Origin of the sequence: Microbulbifer sp. ALW1, assembly GCF_009903625.1 — a bacterium.
In the GTDB taxonomy this organism is placed as follows: Bacteria; Pseudomonadota; Gammaproteobacteria; order Pseudomonadales; family Cellvibrionaceae; genus Microbulbifer.
Genome location: NZ_CP047569.1, coordinates 3,285,820 through 3,304,474 on the forward strand (window position 1 = coordinate 3,285,820; position 18,655 = coordinate 3,304,474).

At 42.0% G+C, this 18,655-nt stretch carries 15 protein-coding genes; 8 read left to right on the plus strand and 7 right to left on the minus strand.

The genetic code is table 11. From position 1 onward, the window contains the following. Positions 1-9: 9 nt before the first annotated feature. The 8 genes from GRX76_RS13640 to GRX76_RS13675 all read left to right on the plus strand — a co-directional run bounded on the left by GRX76_RS13640 (position 10) and on the right by GRX76_RS13675 (position 10,877). On the plus strand, positions 10-2,274 hold the full coding sequence (locus GRX76_RS13640; protein WP_160153820.1) for a glycosyltransferase: 2,265 nt from the start codon (positions 10-12) through the stop codon (positions 2,272-2,274). A 3-nt stretch (positions 2,275-2,277) separates the two neighbouring features. After that, positions 2,278-3,003 carry a glycosyltransferase family A protein gene (locus GRX76_RS13645; protein ID WP_160153821.1) on the plus strand — a complete coding sequence of 242 codons (726 nt, stop codon included), beginning with the start codon at positions 2,278-2,280 and terminating at the stop codon, positions 3,001-3,003. Positions 3,004-3,016: 13 nt separating this feature from the next. Next, on the plus strand, positions 3,017-3,652 hold the full coding sequence (locus tag GRX76_RS13650; protein WP_160153822.1) for a phosphoadenosine phosphosulfate reductase family protein: 636 nt from the start codon (positions 3,017-3,019) through the stop codon (positions 3,650-3,652). Positions 3,653-3,666: 14 nt separating this feature from the next. Continuing rightward, entirely contained in the window at positions 3,667-4,893 is a 1,227-nt protein-coding gene (locus tag GRX76_RS13655; RefSeq protein WP_160153823.1) for an NAD-dependent epimerase/dehydratase family protein, read from the plus strand. Between the two features lie 59 nt (positions 4,894-4,952). Next, the gene (locus GRX76_RS13660; protein ID WP_160153824.1) at positions 4,953-5,942 is read left to right on the plus strand and encodes a sulfotransferase family 2 domain-containing protein; all 990 of its coding nucleotides are present in this window, start codon (positions 4,953-4,955) and stop codon (positions 5,940-5,942) included. A gap of 796 nt (positions 5,943-6,738) precedes the next feature. Next, positions 6,739-8,454 (plus strand): glycosyltransferase family 2 protein, encoded by a 1,716-nt coding sequence (locus GRX76_RS13665; RefSeq protein ID WP_160153825.1) that lies wholly within the window; start codon positions 6,739-6,741, stop codon positions 8,452-8,454. Next, positions 8,451-9,704, plus strand: a complete 1,254-nt coding sequence (locus GRX76_RS13670) for a glycosyltransferase family 4 protein (protein ID WP_160153826.1) — start codon at positions 8,451-8,453, stop codon at positions 9,702-9,704. The genes GRX76_RS13665 and GRX76_RS13670 overlap by 4 nt, the downstream gene beginning before the upstream one ends. A 9-nt stretch (positions 9,705-9,713) precedes the next feature. After that, positions 9,714-10,877 carry a polysaccharide pyruvyl transferase family protein gene (locus tag GRX76_RS13675; RefSeq protein ID WP_160153827.1) on the plus strand — a complete coding sequence of 388 codons (1,164 nt, stop codon included), beginning with the start codon at positions 9,714-9,716 and terminating at the stop codon, positions 10,875-10,877. Positions 10,878-10,982: 105 nt separating this feature from the next. Here GRX76_RS13675 and GRX76_RS13680 read toward each other — a convergent pair whose 3' ends face one another. The 7 genes from GRX76_RS13680 to GRX76_RS13710 all read right to left on the minus strand — a co-directional run bounded on the left by GRX76_RS13680 (position 10,983) and on the right by GRX76_RS13710 (position 18,645). Then, positions 10,983-11,372 (minus strand): adenylyltransferase/cytidyltransferase family protein, encoded by a 390-nt coding sequence (locus GRX76_RS13680; protein WP_160153828.1) that lies wholly within the window; start codon positions 11,370-11,372, stop codon positions 10,983-10,985. 11 nt (positions 11,373-11,383) lie between these two features. Further along, positions 11,384-12,634, minus strand: a complete 1,251-nt coding sequence (locus GRX76_RS13685; RefSeq protein WP_160153829.1) for a LicD family protein — start codon at positions 12,632-12,634, stop codon at positions 11,384-11,386. Between the two features lie 61 nt (positions 12,635-12,695). Continuing rightward, positions 12,696-14,294 carry a sulfotransferase family 2 domain-containing protein gene (locus tag GRX76_RS13690; protein ID WP_160153830.1) on the minus strand — a complete coding sequence of 533 codons (1,599 nt, stop codon included), beginning with the start codon at positions 14,292-14,294 and terminating at the stop codon, positions 12,696-12,698. 35 nt (positions 14,295-14,329) lie between these two features. Then, entirely contained in the window at positions 14,330-16,108 is a 1,779-nt protein-coding gene (locus GRX76_RS13695; protein WP_236250365.1) for a glycosyltransferase family 2 protein, read from the minus strand. Between the two features lie 2 nt (positions 16,109-16,110). Continuing rightward, entirely contained in the window at positions 16,111-16,950 is an 840-nt protein-coding gene (locus GRX76_RS13700) for a glycosyltransferase (RefSeq protein ID WP_160153832.1), read from the minus strand. A 24-nt stretch (positions 16,951-16,974) separates the two neighbouring features. Continuing rightward, on the minus strand, positions 16,975-17,919 hold the full coding sequence (locus GRX76_RS13705) for a glycosyltransferase family 2 protein (protein WP_160153833.1): 945 nt from the start codon (positions 17,917-17,919) through the stop codon (positions 16,975-16,977). Continuing rightward, entirely contained in the window at positions 17,920-18,645 is a 726-nt protein-coding gene (locus tag GRX76_RS13710) for an ABC transporter ATP-binding protein (RefSeq protein WP_160153834.1), read from the minus strand. Positions 18,646-18,655: the final 10 nt, after the last annotated feature.

Genomic DNA, 18,655 nt, shown 5'->3' on the forward strand with positions numbered 1-18,655 from the left:
AGTCACAACATGCACTTTAATATCTCTATTGGCGCTCTGCGCGTTGCAAAAGCTTACTTTCCAGACCTAGAAACAGTTGAAAATGGAGAGCTATGGAGCGTAAAACTGCCATGCGAAGTGACCCACATTCCATTGTTTGACGCACAATTGGTTCAAAATGAACTGAGCGAAACTATCGGCATAAACACGGACTTAAAGAGCTTATTTATTCATTGGCTGGATGCCGGAAGAAAGCGGAAACTTGCACCGACTCGACTATTTGATGAATCACAATACCTCGAGCAATACCCTGACGTGAAAGAAGCTCAGATGTGGGCATTTGAGCACTTTGTGCTGCATGGCGCCAAAGAGGGGCGCTCACCTAACAGCTCAATTCCCGACTGCGCTCCCTCTCATATTGTAGAAGAAAAGTACCGAAACGCCCTACTTTCAACTAAAGATATTGAATTTTTAAAATCAATAATAGGCTTCTTCCAAAACGAAGAACTCAAAGCAGCAATTAGAGCCAGCAATCCTGAGAGCATTATCAACCTTCTCTCACAGGATGAAAATTTTTCTCTTCTATTCAACCCAAGCGTGTATCGAAAAGCTCTGCTTTCCGAATACCCTGAGCTGCACATCCCCGAAGGCCGGGAATTGTTGCACTGGGTTAGAAACGGACGCAACTTGCCGGTGCGTTTCACTCCGTTCTTCTCACTGAACTACTACCGAGAGAAAAATAGAGATTTAAGCAATCTTTCCGATGAACGTCTTCTACAGCATTATTTTAACCACGGGATACATGAGAACCGCAATGGATCCAGCCTGTTTAACGCTGATAGATATGCTGCCGTAAACAAACTGCCACACAAAACATCTTCAGTCCTCTCAGCGCTAAAAGGCTTGCGAGTGGAAAGCAAGGGCATTGCTACCCAGGCCATCTATATAGATAGCGAAACCAAATTGGAATTACTAGCAGATCTAGAGCAAAAAAATGAGGCCTTAAGCGAAAGATTACTCGCACCTGAAATTCAGGAGCAGCTAAAAAAAGTCGAAGCGTATGAGCCGAGGGTCAACTTTAAAGGCAAAGGACGGAGCATCTTACAACCGATGCTTAACCACCCGGCAAACGATCTTTATTCTGCCGACATGGCAATATTTAAGAGCCTCCCTAAAACTCGCTATAAAGCAATAATGCTCATCCCACACTGCCGAATGAGCGGCGCGGCTCGCGTTTCCGGCGCCCTCGCCCACGTTCTCGCCAAACAGTTTGGTAGTGAAAACCTATGCATCGTTACAACTGATGGTACCACCTTTGAGCACCCAGAATGGTTTCCTACAGATGTAACAATTTTCAACTTTCATGAGCACACGTTACATCTTGCTTCAGATGCAAAGATTCAGGCGCTTATTTTGCTTTTAAGAGGGGTTGATACAAAGTTTATCTATAACGTGAACTCCCGTCTTTGCTGGGAAACACTGCACGCCTACGGAAAACAACTCAAAACCCTATTTTCAATTACTTCCTATCTTTTCTGCTCAGACAGAACCAAATCGGGCCTTAGAACTGGCTACCCCCAAGAGTTCTTCACGCAAACCTTCCCAATTCATGATTGGGTATTTGTCGATAACCAAAAATTGAAAGACGAGATCGTTCAAGATCACCATCTCACTGGGAAATATGCAGATAAAATTCTAGTCCTCCGCACACCTATACACGAAAAAATTGGCGTAGCCACGATTCGGAGTCAGGAAGGTTTAAAAATACGGAACCGTAAGCGACGCGTTTTCTGGGCCGGTCGATTTGACAGGCAAAAGAATTTTAACCTGCTCCTCAAAATTGCTCAGGGGATGCCGGATGTAGAATTCTGGGTTTGGGGGAAAGCAGTCCTAGATACTCCCGACCAGAACTTAGACGAACCGCGAAACATTAAACCAATGGGCGAATATGGAGATTTTTCAGAACTCCCCCTCGAGGTGTGTGATGTTTGGCTTTACACGAGTCTTTGGGATGGAATGCCCACGATAATGCTCGATGTCGCAAGTGCCGGCATCCCTGTAGTAGCCTCCGCCGCGGGCGCTATACCTGAATTACTATCCGAATTCCCTGAGTTCTTGGTGCCGGAACAAGATATCGATGAACCAGCACCCTACATAGAGAAAATACGTTATTTACTTGATCATAATGAATTTGCTTTCGGGAAAGCGGAAGAACTACAGGGTAAAGCCATGGCAGCGTACGAACAGGAGATCTTCTCTCAAGCCGTCGTTGATACATTAAGCGCCGGAGCCTAAGACATGCAGACTTACGAACACGAAATCACTCTCATAGTTACAGCGCACAATGAAGGCTTTCTTCTCGGTGCAACAATCAATAGTCTTTTAGCCGCAGCGCGTGAGGCCGAGTCGGCAGGAATACGCTGCCAGACCATCATGTATCTGGACAAAGCAGACACAACCACCGCTGACTTTGCAAAAGAGCTCGCAGAAAAGTTGGATTTTGATGTTGTAGAGACCGACTTTGGCGACCAAGGAAAGGTAAGAAACCTAGCGTGCACAAAGGTCTCTACAGACTATATTGCTTTCCTCGACGGAGATGACCTGTGGAGTGAAAACTGGATTATTAAAGCCATGGAAATCGCCCGAAAAAGCAACAAGTACATTGTGCACCCAGAAATGAACTGGTTTTTCGGCGGTAGTAACAACATCCTGATGAAAGCCGACCAAGAAGAAGATAGCTTTGACCCGATGTTTTTAAGATCCGGTAACCCCTGGGACGCTCTCTGTTTGGCGCATAAAGATGCCTACTTATCATCCCCGTACTGCGATAGAGATCTCAACACCGGATTCGCGTATGAAGACTGGCACTGGAACTGTGAAACTCTTGGAAAGGGATACATACATAAAGTTGCGAAAGGTACAATCCATTTCAAACGCCGCAGAGAAGTCAGCCAAAATACACAGGCCACTTCAAGAAAGGTATTAGTCAGAGACACCTCGATACTGCTCTACCCAGAAAAATAGCAAGAAGTCTAAAATGACCAAGTTCGAACTAGAAGACCTGTGCGCGCACCTTAATGAACGCTTCGATCAAAGAGAGTCTGCCGTCGAAGCCCTTAGTTATTGCAACGGGCATTTCAAAAAGCCAATTCTTACTTCAAGTTTTGGCTATGACTCAGGCGTGACGATTGAACTTTGCCTTAAGACTATTCCGCAAATCCCAATTGTCTGGATAGATACCGGGTTTACACATCCGGATACTTACAAGTACATCAAGCAATTAGTCTTGACACAGAAAATCAATTTAAAGGCATACAGCCCCAAATACCAACATGCTTTTCTAACCAGTGTCATGGGGCTGGATCCGTTGGCCAGTGATGAGCATCGAGAAGCGTTCAACCAAATGATTAAAGTTGAACCTCTTACTCGAGCATTCAACGAACTCAAGCCTGACCTCTGGATCACAGGCATCAGAGCAGAGGAAACCAGTAATCGAAAAAAACTTCGAAGCTTTTCGGTTGCACAAAATACAATAAAGTTCTCGCCGATTCTTTATTGGACACAAAAGGACGTTAACGAATACAAGTCTCGCAATTCGATCATGTCACCGGGCAATTATTTTGACCCGACCAAGAAGAATGAACGAGATGAATGTGGCATCCACTTAATTTAGATAGGAGTATTTTTATGAAGAAGGTTTTAGTTTTAGGCGGAGACGGCTTTTGCGGCTGGCCTACAGCACTACACCTCTCGCAACATGGGCACGAGGTTGTTATCGTAGACAATCTATCCCGGAGAAATATCGATAATGAACTCGGTGTTACTTCCCTTACCCCCATTGCGTCTATCGAGCGACGCCTGCAGTGCTGGAAAGAGGAAACCGGAAAAACCATTCGGTTTTATAACATTGATATTGCACATGAGTACCGGGAAGTCCTCGACCTGATTACCGCGTACGAACCCCACGCAATTGTCCACTTTGCAGAACAGCGAGCAGCGCCGTATTCAATGAAGACGGCGAAACACAAAATTTACACCGTCAATAATAATTTAAATGCCACCCATAATGTGCTGGCGGCCATTGTTGAAAGCGGATTGGATATTCACCTTGTTCACCTGGGAACCATGGGTGTATACGGGTACGGCACTGCAGGAATGAAAATTCCAGAAGGATACCTGACCGTAAAAATGACTACCGATGAAGGCGAAGAGGTTGAAAAGGAAATTCTGTACCCGGTAAACCCGGGCAGCATTTACCACATGACCAAAACACAAGATCAGCTGTTTTTTGCCTACTACAATAAGAATGACGCCCTCCGTGTAACCGATCTCCACCAAGGAATTGTCTGGGGCACGAATACCGATGAAACCAATCGCCATGAAGATCTCACCAATCGTTTCGACTACGATGGCGATTATGGCACGGTACTGAACCGCTTTGTTATGCAAGCAGCAGTAGGCCATCCGCTAACCGTGCATGGTACTGGAGGCCAGACACGCGCCTTCATCCATATCCGTGACACCGTTCAGTGTATTCGCCTTGCAGTGGAAAACGAGCCGGCGAAAGGAGAGAAGGTTCGAATTTTCAACCAGATGACCGAGACTCACCGAGTGCGGGATTTGGCGAAAATGATTTCCGATGTTTCTGGCACCGAATTCAAGTTAATGCCGAATCCGCGAAATGAAGCCGATGAGAATGATCTTTTCGTGGCAAATGACTGCTTCCTGCAGATGGGGCTAAAGCCTACCTATCTTTCCGAAGGGCTACTTGCTGAAGTCAACGAGATTGCCAAGAAGTATGAATCACGATGTGATCGATCTAAGATTCCATGTATTTCATATTGGACAGAAAACCAGCGCAAGAATAGCGCAAGCCAACCAGAAGTTAAAGCAAGCGTAAACGCTGAAATTTAAAACTTGACCGCTGGCCCAAATCAATGGGCTAGCGGTCAACTATTAGTTCATGGTAGATAATGGAAAAGCTATTCCCACGAAAAGATGAAATCGAATGGTTCTGTCACCCATCTCCTAGTGCAAAATTGATATACTGGCAGAATCCGAAGGTCGCATGCTCTAGCATTAAAAAATCACTTTGGAAGCTAGAAAAAGGGCAAGAGCCTGAAAATGTTCACATTAGACGAGAGTCGCCATTCCCCTATCTTTCAGATTTAGGAGTAAATGCTCCTGAATACGATTTTTTCACAATTGTACGAAACCCATATAGTCGTGTCCTTTCGGCATATCTCGATAAGATTGGCAAGGGAGCGGATCGACACATTTGGTGGCCGTTTTGCCGTGACTTTGGGATTCCCAGAAGCACCACTAAAGAACAGTTTAATTTTTTAAGTTTTCTGAAAGCGCTAAAGTCAACAAGTCCACACAACCTCGACCCTCATTTTAGGCCCCAGTTCCACAACCTACTACCCACAATCGTACCATATTCATTTATCGGCTTTCTGGAAGAACAGGGATCCGTCCAAAGCTTCTTGGAGTCTAAGTCAATCCCATATGTCCATAGCGCCCCACATGCCCGCAACGCGGGAAATAAGCTATTAGAGTACTACGGAGACGAAGAGATCGCACTAGTACAAAGTATCTATTCTAGTGATTTTGATTTTTTTGGATACTCTCTAGATATAGAAAATTATTCAAATCCAGGAAAGGCTATTGGCTCGCTCGACCGCCAAAGCAACACCACGTTTGTACAGCAATATTCGAATTTCACAAAATTGCTACGAAATACTAACATCAGCCCACTCGCAGAGATTTATCACCAAATAACGACATTAGAAAACCAAAATGAGAAAATAAATACAATCAAAAAAGCCATCAATGAGAATTTACTGGAAGAAAACTGGAGTTTCCTGAAGTCTGCAACATCTATATTGAGCAGCACATCTAACTTCGTGATACTGAAAGAGCTCCTCAATAAAAGTGTTGGAGTGAAGTTCGATTACAAATAGGCAATAGAGCAGACTATTTTATGATGCCGCTATCCGCGGCATCTCTCTTTAAGCTACTCCCCTCCTTTTTACCACCCCTCTAGGGCCTCGAGATATTTCACCTGCATATACCCTCCCTAGCAAACACACTACAAAGCGGCTTACACCGATAAACGAATAATCTGGAAGAAATCAAGTCACAAGCTTGAAACCAAACAAAAGCCTAAAGCGGAGAGTGCCCAACGCACAATTCGCTCCGCTCAAGCCAAAGCCAAAGCCAAAGCCAAAGCCAAAGCCAGGTACATTAGATAGCGCGAGTGCTTAAGTATGAATACACACTCTTGGTAAACCCCATAGCCCACCAATGAAGGCAAGCCACAAAGACATAGCAGCACTAAATTTAAAAATACGCCCTGCCAGCAATCAATTTGCGCAATAAAAAGACCGCCAGACAGCGCCTTGAGGCTCCATAATGGTAGAAGCTTGTGAAAAACAAACCCAGAGCATATATACGGCTAGCATACAAATTGGTAAAATTGACCCACTTCTGCAAGTGATTCGAAAGCAAGCTTCAAAATGGCATCGCAATAAGGCGGGTGGAGTTCAGTTATGCGTTAGGCCAAACCTTTAAACAAAGATCATTTCATTAGCCATATATTATCTAAAAGAAGTAGCTGCTTAAATCTTAAAAAAATTAGTGAAGCTAAAATTAATGTTGTGCTTCTAATTTATTTTAACATTTAGAAAGATATAATATACATAATATCTTGCAGATTCTTAATTTCACTGTGGAACTAAATTAGAAGATTATTTTTGAATGTTACAACAAATTAAAAATAGGCTAAGGCCATTTAAGGCTCCTAAATTTTGCCTCGACCAAGCAACGGCTTCTCGCAATGGAATCACTATCACTGGGTGGTATGCGTCGAGCAAATTAAGAAGTATTTCTTTGGTTGATCAACAGCGAAGAGAAGTATATAGCTCAATCGAAACCCATCCACGAGAAGATGTTACTGCGGCATACCGGATGGAAGCTACGGGATTTAACATTCACTGCAGCACGCTGAATGATCTCTCCGGGCTTTACATTTCATTTGTATCTCGCAGAGGCAGCCAAAAGTTATACCCCGTCACAAACGAGAAATCTTCGGGAGCATCGCTTGGCATCAAGAAAGACCCTCTTAAAGATGCTGTCAAGAGCAAACATCACGACTCACAAGGCCATGTTGATTTTTCTCTACTAGGGGACGATGTTCTGTTCGTGAATGGCTGGCTTGCCAGTAAATCTGCATATACCTCAGCTGATCTTCTCCTTAGTGAGAAAGTAATAGCCAGTACAGAAAAAGCTATTATTTGGACGAGAAGAACAGACGTCGAAAGTGCACTTAAGGATAAATTTTCCAAAAGTAGTTGTAGAGGCTTTTTAAGCAGCATTAAATTTCCAAACACCCTATCAGAAAGCGAAGCGAATAAATTAACATTAAGAGTTAATTTTGTTGATCATTCCATCGGGCTTCCAATTCAGAGTACGCAGCTACTTTTGGAAAATCAAAAAGATAGCCTTATCAAAGCTCTGAACGGATGGAATCCATTGGCTGCAGAGCATATCAATGGCTTCACTGATGTGATCAGTCCTATTTTGTCGAAACTCTATCGGCATGATTCCCAAGTTTCTTGTAAAAGGGTTGATTTCGGTAAGCAACCCGCGCAACCAAAATCAACCATTATTATCCCGCTATATGGGCGATTTGACTTTTTACGTTACCAAATTTCTCGATTCAGTAGACAAAAAGAGCTTAGAAACCACGAAATTCTTTTTGTTGTTGACGATCCCAATATAGTAGAAGATGTGAATGCGCTGGCCGGGGAAGTCTTTGAGATATTCCAGTTCCCATTCTCCGTCCTATCCCTGGAACAGAATGTTGGATATGGCCGAGCAAATAATATTGGCGTAAAGCACGCCAATTCAGCGAATTTAATTCTCCTTAATTCCGACATAATGCCTTTAACATCGCACTGGGCAGATAGCCTAGTTTCCACGCTAGAGAGTGAGGAAGTAGGAATAGTTGGAACACGCTTGCTCTTTGAAGATCAAAGTATTCAACACGATGGCATGGCACCGATGCGCATTAAAGAGTACCCGGGTATTCTATTTAATGACCATCCCCGTAAAGGGGTAGATCTTGAGCTGGCGCCGGAACTCCCGCCTACCCAAGAGTGTCCTTTGCTTACAGCAGCTTGCATCGCGCTAAGGAAAGAAGATTTCGAAAAAGTTGGAGGATTTGAGGCAGATTACATTTTAGGCGATTTTGAAGATTCCGATCTCTGTTTGAAAATTATCGAAATAGGAAAGAAGAATCTTATTCGTCGTGACCTCGAAATTTACCACTTGGAACGCCAGTCTCAAAATCTAGTGGAGCCAGGAGACTGGAAGCACAAGCTCACTATATACAATGCGCTTGTTTACAATCAGAAATGGACATCCCAGATTTTTACGCATTTTCCAGAATTCATGCAGGTAAAGAATTCATGAAAAATATTATGTTTGTTTCCCACGGGCACCCGAAATACATGAAAGGGGGCGCCGAGGTTGCCAGTTGGAACCTATTTAGCTTATTAAAGTCCGCGGGTTACAATTGCCTATATGTTGCTCGAACAGATAGTATCCCGCAGCAAGGTAGCAATCTAAATCGAATTGCTCCGGATCAAGTTCTATTTCACAGCAGTATCAATGATTGGTTCAACCTGACAGCATCCGATACAAAGAACCTCAGAGACTGCTTGAAAGAAATCACAGATGAATTTAAGCCGGACCTCATCCATATTCACCACTATGCTCATATTGGCATCGAGATATTTCGTCTCTTTAAGCAACTTTCTCCACAAGCCAAAGTTGTATTCACTGTACATGAGTACATGGCAATTTGCCTACACAATGGGCAAATGGTTAAAAGTGGAACCCTGGAACTTTGCGAGAATGCATTAGAAGCTGATTGCCATCGTTGTTTTCCTCAGCATACTGCACCTGATTTTTTCCTGAGGAAGCAATATATTCAGGATCAATTCGATTGCGTTGATCACTTCGTATCTCCGAGTGCTTTTTTAGCCAAAAGATATATTGAATGGGGACTACCAGAAAGTAAATTCTCTGTTATTGAAAACGTACTTACCGAGCAACAAAGGCTCCCCCCCAGGGAGTTAGTTGCTGGTGAAAAACGAAATCGATTTGCCTTTTTTGGGCAAATTAATCCTTACAAGGGTGTCGATGTACTTTTAGAAGCACTTGTACTAATACCACAATCAATTAGAAGCCACCTTCGTATAGACATTCATGGTGCCAATTTAGATCACCAACGCCCAGACTTTAAAGATAAAATATTAAAGACGATTGAAAAACTTGACGATTGTGTTGTATTGCGTGGCCAGTACGAGCCCCATGAACTTCAGTCACTAATGAATGAAACTGATTGGGTAATTATCCCCTCTATATGGTGGGAAAACTCACCCGTAGTTATCCAGGAAGCCATCTCATTTGGACGGCCATTGATAGGGTCCAATATCGGTGGGATGAAGGAAAAAATTGAAGGGAAAGCCGGGCTTACATTCGAAGCAAGAAATGCATCGGCTTTAGCAAAAGCAATTGTCGAAGCGACAGAACCCTCAGTATTCGACTATTGGTACTCAAAAACGGCAGGTAACGCGTCTCCGTTTAAGGAGCACGTTCAGCTTATTCAGAGCCTCTTGATAGAAGAAGCTACAATAGATGAAATTCAAGGACAGTAGAGTAATAGAATGCGTATAGGTCTAATTACTAATTTAGTACATGACAAGTCTTTTATTGAAAATAGACTTGCTTTTGGTAGCTCATCGGAATGGATGACGGCTACCGGTGGGAATACGGGAAATGTCGCGTTTGTAGAGGGCGTTAAAAAAATCCTTGGTGGGAAAGTACAGCTAATCCATTGGGGAGATAACCCAAGTTCAATCCATCAAAACCTGGATCACATTGTCGTATGCTGCGCGAACCAACTTGGGACACATGCTGACCTTTCCGGATGGGCTGATCGACTCGCTCAATTTGACCTACCATCAACATTTATTGGTATAGGTGCACAAGCCGATCATCTCGGTGACATTCCCGACCTTCCGGAGGGGACAATCAAGTTTTTTAGTGTGGCCGCCTCACTCCGTGCAAACCCTGAAAAGAGTAATTTTTTAACCCGGGGAGTGTTCAGTTCATCAGTAATTAGCCATTATGGCTATGACTCAAATCCATACGGTTGTCCATCGCAGTTTATTTCCCCACTGACTAATTTAGGTCAGCTGTGCTTACAGCACCAGAATAAAAGAAAGGCTAATAAAATCCTCACTGCAGCGGGCAATCCTTTTCATCCCTCCAGAAGTATCGAAAAGCTTTTAGTTGAAATAGTTGACAAGTACAACGGCGACTATATTTTACAGCACCCTAAAGCGCTTTTTGATCTTGCTTTGGAAAACATTGATGGTTTGTCGCCAGCTCAAGTTGATGCTATCGAAAGTACTTATTCATCCATAGGAAAAATCGAAAGTATTATTGAATGGATAGCGATAAACTCGGTCTATTTTGCAGATGCACAAAACTGGATGCAATACAGCAAAAAATTCTCTCAAGTTATAGGTCCAAGATATCACGGTGTAGCGCTACCCATTCAGGTCGGCGTACCAGGTAAAGTTATATCTATTGATTCAAGGACCGAAGAATTAGCTGTAACTACTGGGATTCCATTCATCAACTACAACAATGTAATGAAAATGTCTTCGGAGAAGCTAATTCAAGAGTCACGCTGGACTCAAGCTGATGCTGATAACTTTGACACTACCAGACACAAGAACACACTTAATTACTCACAATTCCTAAAAGATCAAGAGCTACCTGAAAGCGAGCACTTCCAAAGCCTTTCTCAACAACTGCAGTAATCATTCGACGATTTGTCACAAAGGGCTGTTCCAGAAATCTGAAACAGCCCTAGAAAGCCTAAATATATAAATGAGAAGAGTTAAGGCTTTCAAACCCTCCCATCATTAACTGCCAATTACTTCAATGATTTCAGTGGTAGAAATTGAGGGAGTCCGAGGAAGGTACACCACTTCGCAAATTTCACTATATTGATCAAACTTACCTTTCCAGTCGTCACCCATCACTAGAACATCAGCGCCATAATACTGTAGATACTCTGCTTTCCTTTCCAGCGATTCTTCAAAAAAGCAAAAATTAACATACCTCAAACTATTGATAATTTTTGCTCTGTCTTCCTGCTTGTAAATAGGGTAACGCTGCTTTTTACTATAATTCAGTTCATCAGTAGAAACGCCAACAATAAGAGTATCGCCTAGCGCCGATGCACGCTGCAATAAATTGATATGTCCGACATGAAAAACATCAAATGTTCCAAATGTAACCACTGTCTTCATAGATACTCTACTTATTTAAAATACAAAAAATTATAGTTTCTTTTAGCATGTGTCCAGTCGAAAACCCACAATGGATCAGGAGTTTCCCAGTTCGTACCGTAATTTAATTCCAGTAACGCTTCCGGGTTCGATGGGACAACCAGTTCTTCACCGCTTACATCACGCTTGACTAGGGGAAATATTGCATTTTTTGGTAAACCGTCAATATTCAGAGGGTTCATAATGCAACGCTCATTTTCAACCCATCCGGTAAAAATATCCAATTTCACAGATTTGGGCGTAGAGCACCAGTAATGTGCCACGCCAGAGCGCTTCAGCTTACATCCCTTGGATATCAGGAATTCAACCAACCTCTCTCGTTCGGAAAGAATTTCACTCTGCTCAGAAAAATTACTAATATAACAAATATCGACATCATCATCGTGAGCAATTAACTTTCCGTCGCGAATAATTCCGAGTAAGGTACCGGATGAAATAAACGCGTTTACTCCAAAGTCTTCATTAAGCCACTTTAAAATTTGACCAAGTTCTTCGTAGATTACTTGTTTGGCCTCGTCACCGATCAAGTCAAACGTTTTTCTGAACCCGTGGGTCGCCAAGGCCAATCCCTGATCACTAATCACGCTATTGACATCATTAAGTAGCATTTTCGCAGCATTGTGATCAGTAGACTTAAGTTTCTTTAATAACTGTTGAGGAATCTTTGGCTCAAAAACACACGCGTGATAAAGTGCCTCCTCTCTCGGAGTTACCTTGCTGCCCTTTATCACTTTTAAAGCGCTCCAGTTATCATGAATGAGAATCCATTTATAGAGATTCACAGAGCAATCAATACATAGACTCAGCGCGCGGACAAAATAGTCATCATCCCTGTTGAAAATTTTTATTTTTGAGAGCTGGTAGACAGCTCCGAGGTCGACGACAATCCAGGGAGACTCTTCTCGCTTGGTGTGAAAACCACAGCCACCTTTGCGTGTACCGTTCACAGCTCCGCTCCCGTTATACCTGGGATCGTCGTTGTACATGGAGCTTATTATTGTGGGCTTTCCAATAGCTATATTTACTCCCGTGTTGTCATAGATCTCAATTTCATCGAGGTGGAAGGACTCAAGCGCCTGTAAACTTAGACGAACAAATCTAGCTTTTTTATCGAGAGAAATTTCTAGCGGTTTATTTGTTCTACACCCTCTAAAAGCAACAAACCCACTTTCCAGAACTTTGTGTTTAATGTCGCTAACGGATAACTCTTCTCGCACAAACATAAAAAACTCTTTAACTAATAATTAGTCTCATTAACTACCGGTGGTCAATACTTTCAGTTAATTAAGTAATAGATTTCAATTTCAAGTCCAACAGCGCATTGGCCTCTTCATAGATCTGAAAATCTAAGCTATTCAATTGGCACAATTCAGCATAGAGATCTCCAGGTATATCAAAATCTGCTGACTTAGGTGCCTGATTTGATGCAAATACCGGAAGATCGAGCCCAGTCATCCAATTAAAGTATCGAATTGACTCTTGATATCGCTCTGTCACTCCAACAAAGCCAATATCTTTTAATGGTCGGCCGCTCAATTTCCTAAACTGATAGTTTTGGCACTCATTTGTGTGGCAAAATTCTTCAAAACTACACTCCAGTCGCTTTGTTCGAACCTTGTGACGATATGAGGATATTATCCTTTCGACCGGGTGCCTGACAAAGGTGATAATTTGTTCAGAATCGAATAGTTTGGAGTAACGCTCTAAATCTGTGTGCCCAACCAACCATGGGTTCCTCAGCTCTGAGAACCGTTTAAAAAAACCGTCAAAGTCATTCTTTTGGTCAATGTATTCATAGACAAGCGACTTCCTATAATCCACATGCCCTCGGTAGTCTTCAACTATATTAATAGCCCCTACTCGCATCATTAATGCTTCACGAAAGCTAGTTCCTCCGGTCTTTGGGATATGGATAAAGAAATAGGGTTTAGATTCAGGAACTTTCGGGAAATTGCTATATATAAAATCAGAACGGGCGACTTTCATAGAAACTCGCTTTGAAATATTTTGAGCCAATGGCACAAGTTTCTGATGAATTCTGCTTAGCGAAATATTTCTTTTTTGGTTTGCACTATAAATTTTCAGCATATACTCTGATCCCTCTTTAGAGGGAAGCTCAGAAACTTTACTTAGCTCCCAATCACTGAAGTCATAGCCATTCCTTTCCATGTACTCTTTAAATATCGGCTTGAAATAATTTACATCGACCTCAGTAAACCATGTTCTCCAGTTACCATATGACTTACTTCGTGCGACGCGAGCGCGCCCAGCCGATACCGAAACTTTGTCAGCGATGTTTAACCCCAAATATTCACCAAGTCCGCTTAAGTTCCCGTCTACAATATCTTCATACTTAATGATATACCAGTCATTATCAAGGTCATCCATCAGGCGGAGTGCACTTCTATAGGATGCCCCAAAGTCCGCTTTACCAGGACAGAAAAAAATGGGGTTTTGATTGAAAAGAAACATAAAGGGTATATCCTCAGGGTTCTTTTCTTTATGCTTCGTTAGCCGAAGACTTCGATGAAATTTTTCCGGATCAGGATTATGTCCTGAGTGCCATCGGTAAAATGTACCACTAATTAAGCGATCCCTGGGATCCCTCACAATCATAATTTTTTTATCAAAAAAATTCTGTGCCGCAATAATAGACTCAGATGATGGCCCACTGTCCGCAAGGACTTTAACTACCTCTTCTGGTTTCGATAACTTTTGGTAGGTCTTATGTCCATAATACAAACCGCCATTAGTAATTTCGATGCTTTTAGGTTCAAAAACTTCTTGGACCACCCTTCCAAGATAGTCTTCGAGAGATCGCTTAACTTTTTCAGCAAGATACGTTGTGCCAGTTTTACTCAATCCACAAATCAATACACGCATTTAAAGCTACTTTCTGATAGGTTGCAATTTTTACATTAATCTAGTGTTATTAAACCAAAGTCTTCGCGATATCTCGCCAGATTTGGATTATATGCTGGGTCGTGTTCAGAATCGGTATTCCAGACGGTTTTCATATGTTTAATTTCACTTTCAAATCGTCGCTTCGCAGCGCCTTTTCGATCATCACCTCGTGATACTGATTCATGGTGATAAAGTACAGCAGCAGGCGACCAGAGGTTACGGTATCCGGCCCTCCGAACTTTTAAACAAAAGTCAACATCATTGAATGCCACCTTAAGGTTTTCATCATCAAAACCTCCTAGGTCTTCAAAAATTTTCTTTCTAACAACCAGGCAGGCCCCTGTTACAGCAGAGTAATTCTGAGAGGTGACTAATCTATTCATGTAACCTTTAGAGTCGCCAGGTGCTCTCTTGTGAGCATGCCCAGCAACGCCTCCGATACCAATAACAACACCTCCATGCTGAACTGAACCATCTGGATACAACAGTTTAGCTCCTACACATCCAATCTCAGGGCGAAGAGCATGCGAAGCCAATATGTTTAACCAATCGGGGGTGATTACTTCGATGTCATTATTTACAAATGCGATTAACTGCCCTTTCGCCGCCTTTACTGCATGATTATTAATCGCAGAGAAGTTGAATTCTCCAGGGTAAGAAATCACGCGGATTTTTGAATTCTTGCTAATTTCTTTCAGATAGCTGGCCGTCGTAGATTCTACTGAATCATTATCGACAACAATTATTTCGATATTTTGAAAAGTAGATTTCCCCAATATTGAATCAATACATTGACTCAAGAGATCTACTCTATCTTTAGTGGGTATAATAATACTTACAAAACAATTCTCTACGTTTGCATGCCATTCTATCTGGCGCTGATTGTCCTTGTGATTTTTAATATTAAAACCGCAGACTTGACCTAATTCGGTAAGGCGTTGAATTGCAAGTCTCGAAGGTGGTTTTCGCACATTATCTCTGTTCTCATGGTAGAGAATGTAGGCTAAGGAGGAGATAACTACATCGTTTGGTCCGTTAAAAAACAAATCTAGCAAAGTGCAGTAATTTGCTTCACTAACTGATGTTTCGAGATATTTTTCAAATCCTGAAGGGATACTGCCGAGCTTAAAAAAAACTCCTTTCTCTATATAATTATATTCTAAAAAATAATCTGGTGACCATTTTGGCTTACATCTTGGTTCCGTCCTAATATCATTCTCGCCATATGTATCCGAGTCAGTATAAAGTGCCGGCGGATAATTGGACTCTACACAAGAATCACTGATAACTCTCAGGGTGTTTTCATGCAATAAATCACCAGAATCCATAAAGAATATATAATTCTCCCTTGATACATTAACTTGCACTACATTATCAAGTTCACTTAATGTACACGTTGTTACGTCGCGATCACCCCGTTGTGATTCCACTTGATGAATCAGGGTGGGATCTGCTATCACATAAATTTCTAAACGAGAGTAGCGCTGCTTCATTAAACTATCGAGTGTTCTCGTTAGAAGCTCGACGTTTCCTAAGCCTACTTTAATTAGCACCGTAAAACTTAACGCTGAGCTACTTCTATCGCTAAGTTTGGCAATTTTTTTCTGTTGAAGATCAATTAAGCGCAGGTAAGAGAAACGCTCTCTATGAGCCTCATCCTTTAATAAGCGGAACAACGCCTGAACCAAGTGATAGTTCCTTAATTTGAACACAACCCCTAACGGAATACGTCGGGCAATTTTAAACAGTTCAACTGTAAGCTTAAATCGAATACGTGAGAGATTGCCAAACATAATCAAGATTCAAATCCGGTTAAATATAATTTTCTGTAGAATCTTAGTGAAGACTTAATGAACTGAGTTCTATGGGTCCAGCTCTTTTTTGATGCTCCCCCACCATAATGAATGATTGAAAATTCGCCGGATATAATTGCCGGGCCTTTACTCAGGGCCCGCAGAGAAAGATCATAATCTTCAAAGTACAGAAAATATTTTTCATCAAAACCATTTAGACTTAAAATGGAATTTCGCCGAAATAACATACAGCAGCCAGAAAAAAGAATTCGGCTTCCCCGGGGAATGATAGAATTTATCGAGACATCCTCTATTTTCTTCGTATACCCGGCGAGAAGTTTTCGAATCCACGTGGGCGCGAATGCTCGGATTAATATATAAATTGGACTGGGCGCGTGTATATGAAGAGGCTGCTCATTTCCAGCAGCATCAAATACCTTAGGCACTACTAAATCTGCGCCCTGCTCTACTAATGCACTTATTGCACAGACTAGAGCACTGCTTTCAAATTTCACATCCGGATTTAAAACTAAATAGAAATCTGCAACATTGGAATTTATAATTTGGTTATGTGCGGAGCCAAAGCCTCGATTTTCGGTATGAAGCAATTCAATAGCGACATCATCAAATTTTGGCATCGCTAATATTTTTCTCAGGCTCTCCAAATATCCATAGTCGTCCGAATTATCAACGACTACAATTTTTACTTGGCTAGCGAGAACACTGCCTGCCAATTCATTCACAGCCGTTACAAGACAACTAAGGGTCTGCTCAAGCAAGACTAAACAAGACTTATGAGTAACCAGACCGACAACTAGATCATTTGTTTTTTTTCTCAACATAATTCTATACTCCCACTGCCCTTATTAGTCGTGCTTCCTGTAATTAGGGGAGGTAGAGATATTTTTTACATCTTTTAACGCGCGGAAAATCTCTCGTGAATATTTCACTCTCTCCTTGCTTAACAGAATAATTAAAGCTGACTTAGCGAGCGCGCGAACAATTGCGTTAATTTTCCAAGCCGCACTGACATATCTCCGTTTACTTAACGCTAAGAGATTACGTACAGAATAATAACTACGTATTGGTGAATGGCGTCTGGCTACAATTTTACCAAATAATTTATATACGTCGTCCCCAATACTATGCGAAAACGAAGTTTCATTTGTACCTACCAATTCGTAGCCTAGGCTTCTTGCCCGACAGCACCACTCCACATCAACGTTATCGATGAACAGGTCTTCGTCGAATGGACCGACAGCGTCAATTATTGATAAGGGAAAAAGGCAGCCAGAGGTTATAAGAAAGTCAAATTTACCTGAACCTTCAAATTGACTAGGATATACTTTCGTAGGAAAAAAAGCCGAGTAACGAATAAACGGCGCACGCGTGCCACTAAAATTGCATAATTGAGTACCAGATATTGCGGCAATATCAGGCTTTCCATGCCTTTTTAGTTCATAATATTGTGACCTGAGAACGCTAAGATAATTCTTCTCTGGAAGTGAGTCTTGATCAAACAGTGCAACAAAGTCGTATTTCCCTGCTGTTCCAGTTTCAAAGATTCTATTAGCGGCGGAAGCAAGTCCTATATTGGCTTCTGACCGAAGAAAAATTACATTGTCCCATTGGCTAAAGATGTTACTCAGTTCAGCTTGGCTATTGGAGGCGTTGTCGAAAATAAGTATGTCATATGGCTGGGCGGCCAGGTTTGAAATAAGGGAATAAAGTGTTTCCTTATTTGGATTATAAGTGATTACCCCTACTAAAATCCGGCAGACATTAACTTCGGTCACATTATTGAGCGGCATTTATACCACCAACTCATTCGTATCGACAGGCGGCTTTTTATGAAGAGCTGCGGTGTAACTTTCTACTACCGACAAACATTCTCCCTGCTCTCTAACTTCCCCCTGTTCAAACCAAACAGCTTTTTTGCATAGACTGCTGACCAATCCAGGTTCATGAGAAACAAGTACAACCGCAGCGTCTCCCTTTATCATTTCCAATATTGTTTTTTTAGATTTTTCCCTGAAACGGCTATCACCTACAGACATTGCCTCGTCAATTAGTAATAAGTCTGGATCAGAAAAAACTGATACGGCAAATGCAAGTCTCGCTCGCATCCCTGAGGAGTATGTGAAAATCGGTCGATTTATCGCTTCCCCCAATTCAGAAAATGCGACGATTGACTCAAGCTTTTTGTCGATCTCTTTTTTCGTCATTCCCATTAAGAGACCAGTTAGTGTGGCATTTTCAATTCCATTCATATAAGGAACAAAACCACTTTGAAGGCCGATAAAAGAGACTCTTAAGTCCCCACTCTTTAATATTCGCCCTCCATCTTGCTTGTAAATACCAGCCAAAAGCTTAAGTAATGTGCTTTTCCCAGCTCCGTTGCGCCCTAAGATTCCTATATTCTCACCACTATTTATATCCAATGTCAGATTCTTAAGGGCAACTTTTTTACCTCGATTGAATAAATTAATTCCTTCTCTGTAGTTAAGACTGATATTTTCTAATCGTAGCAGTCGCATATCGAACACC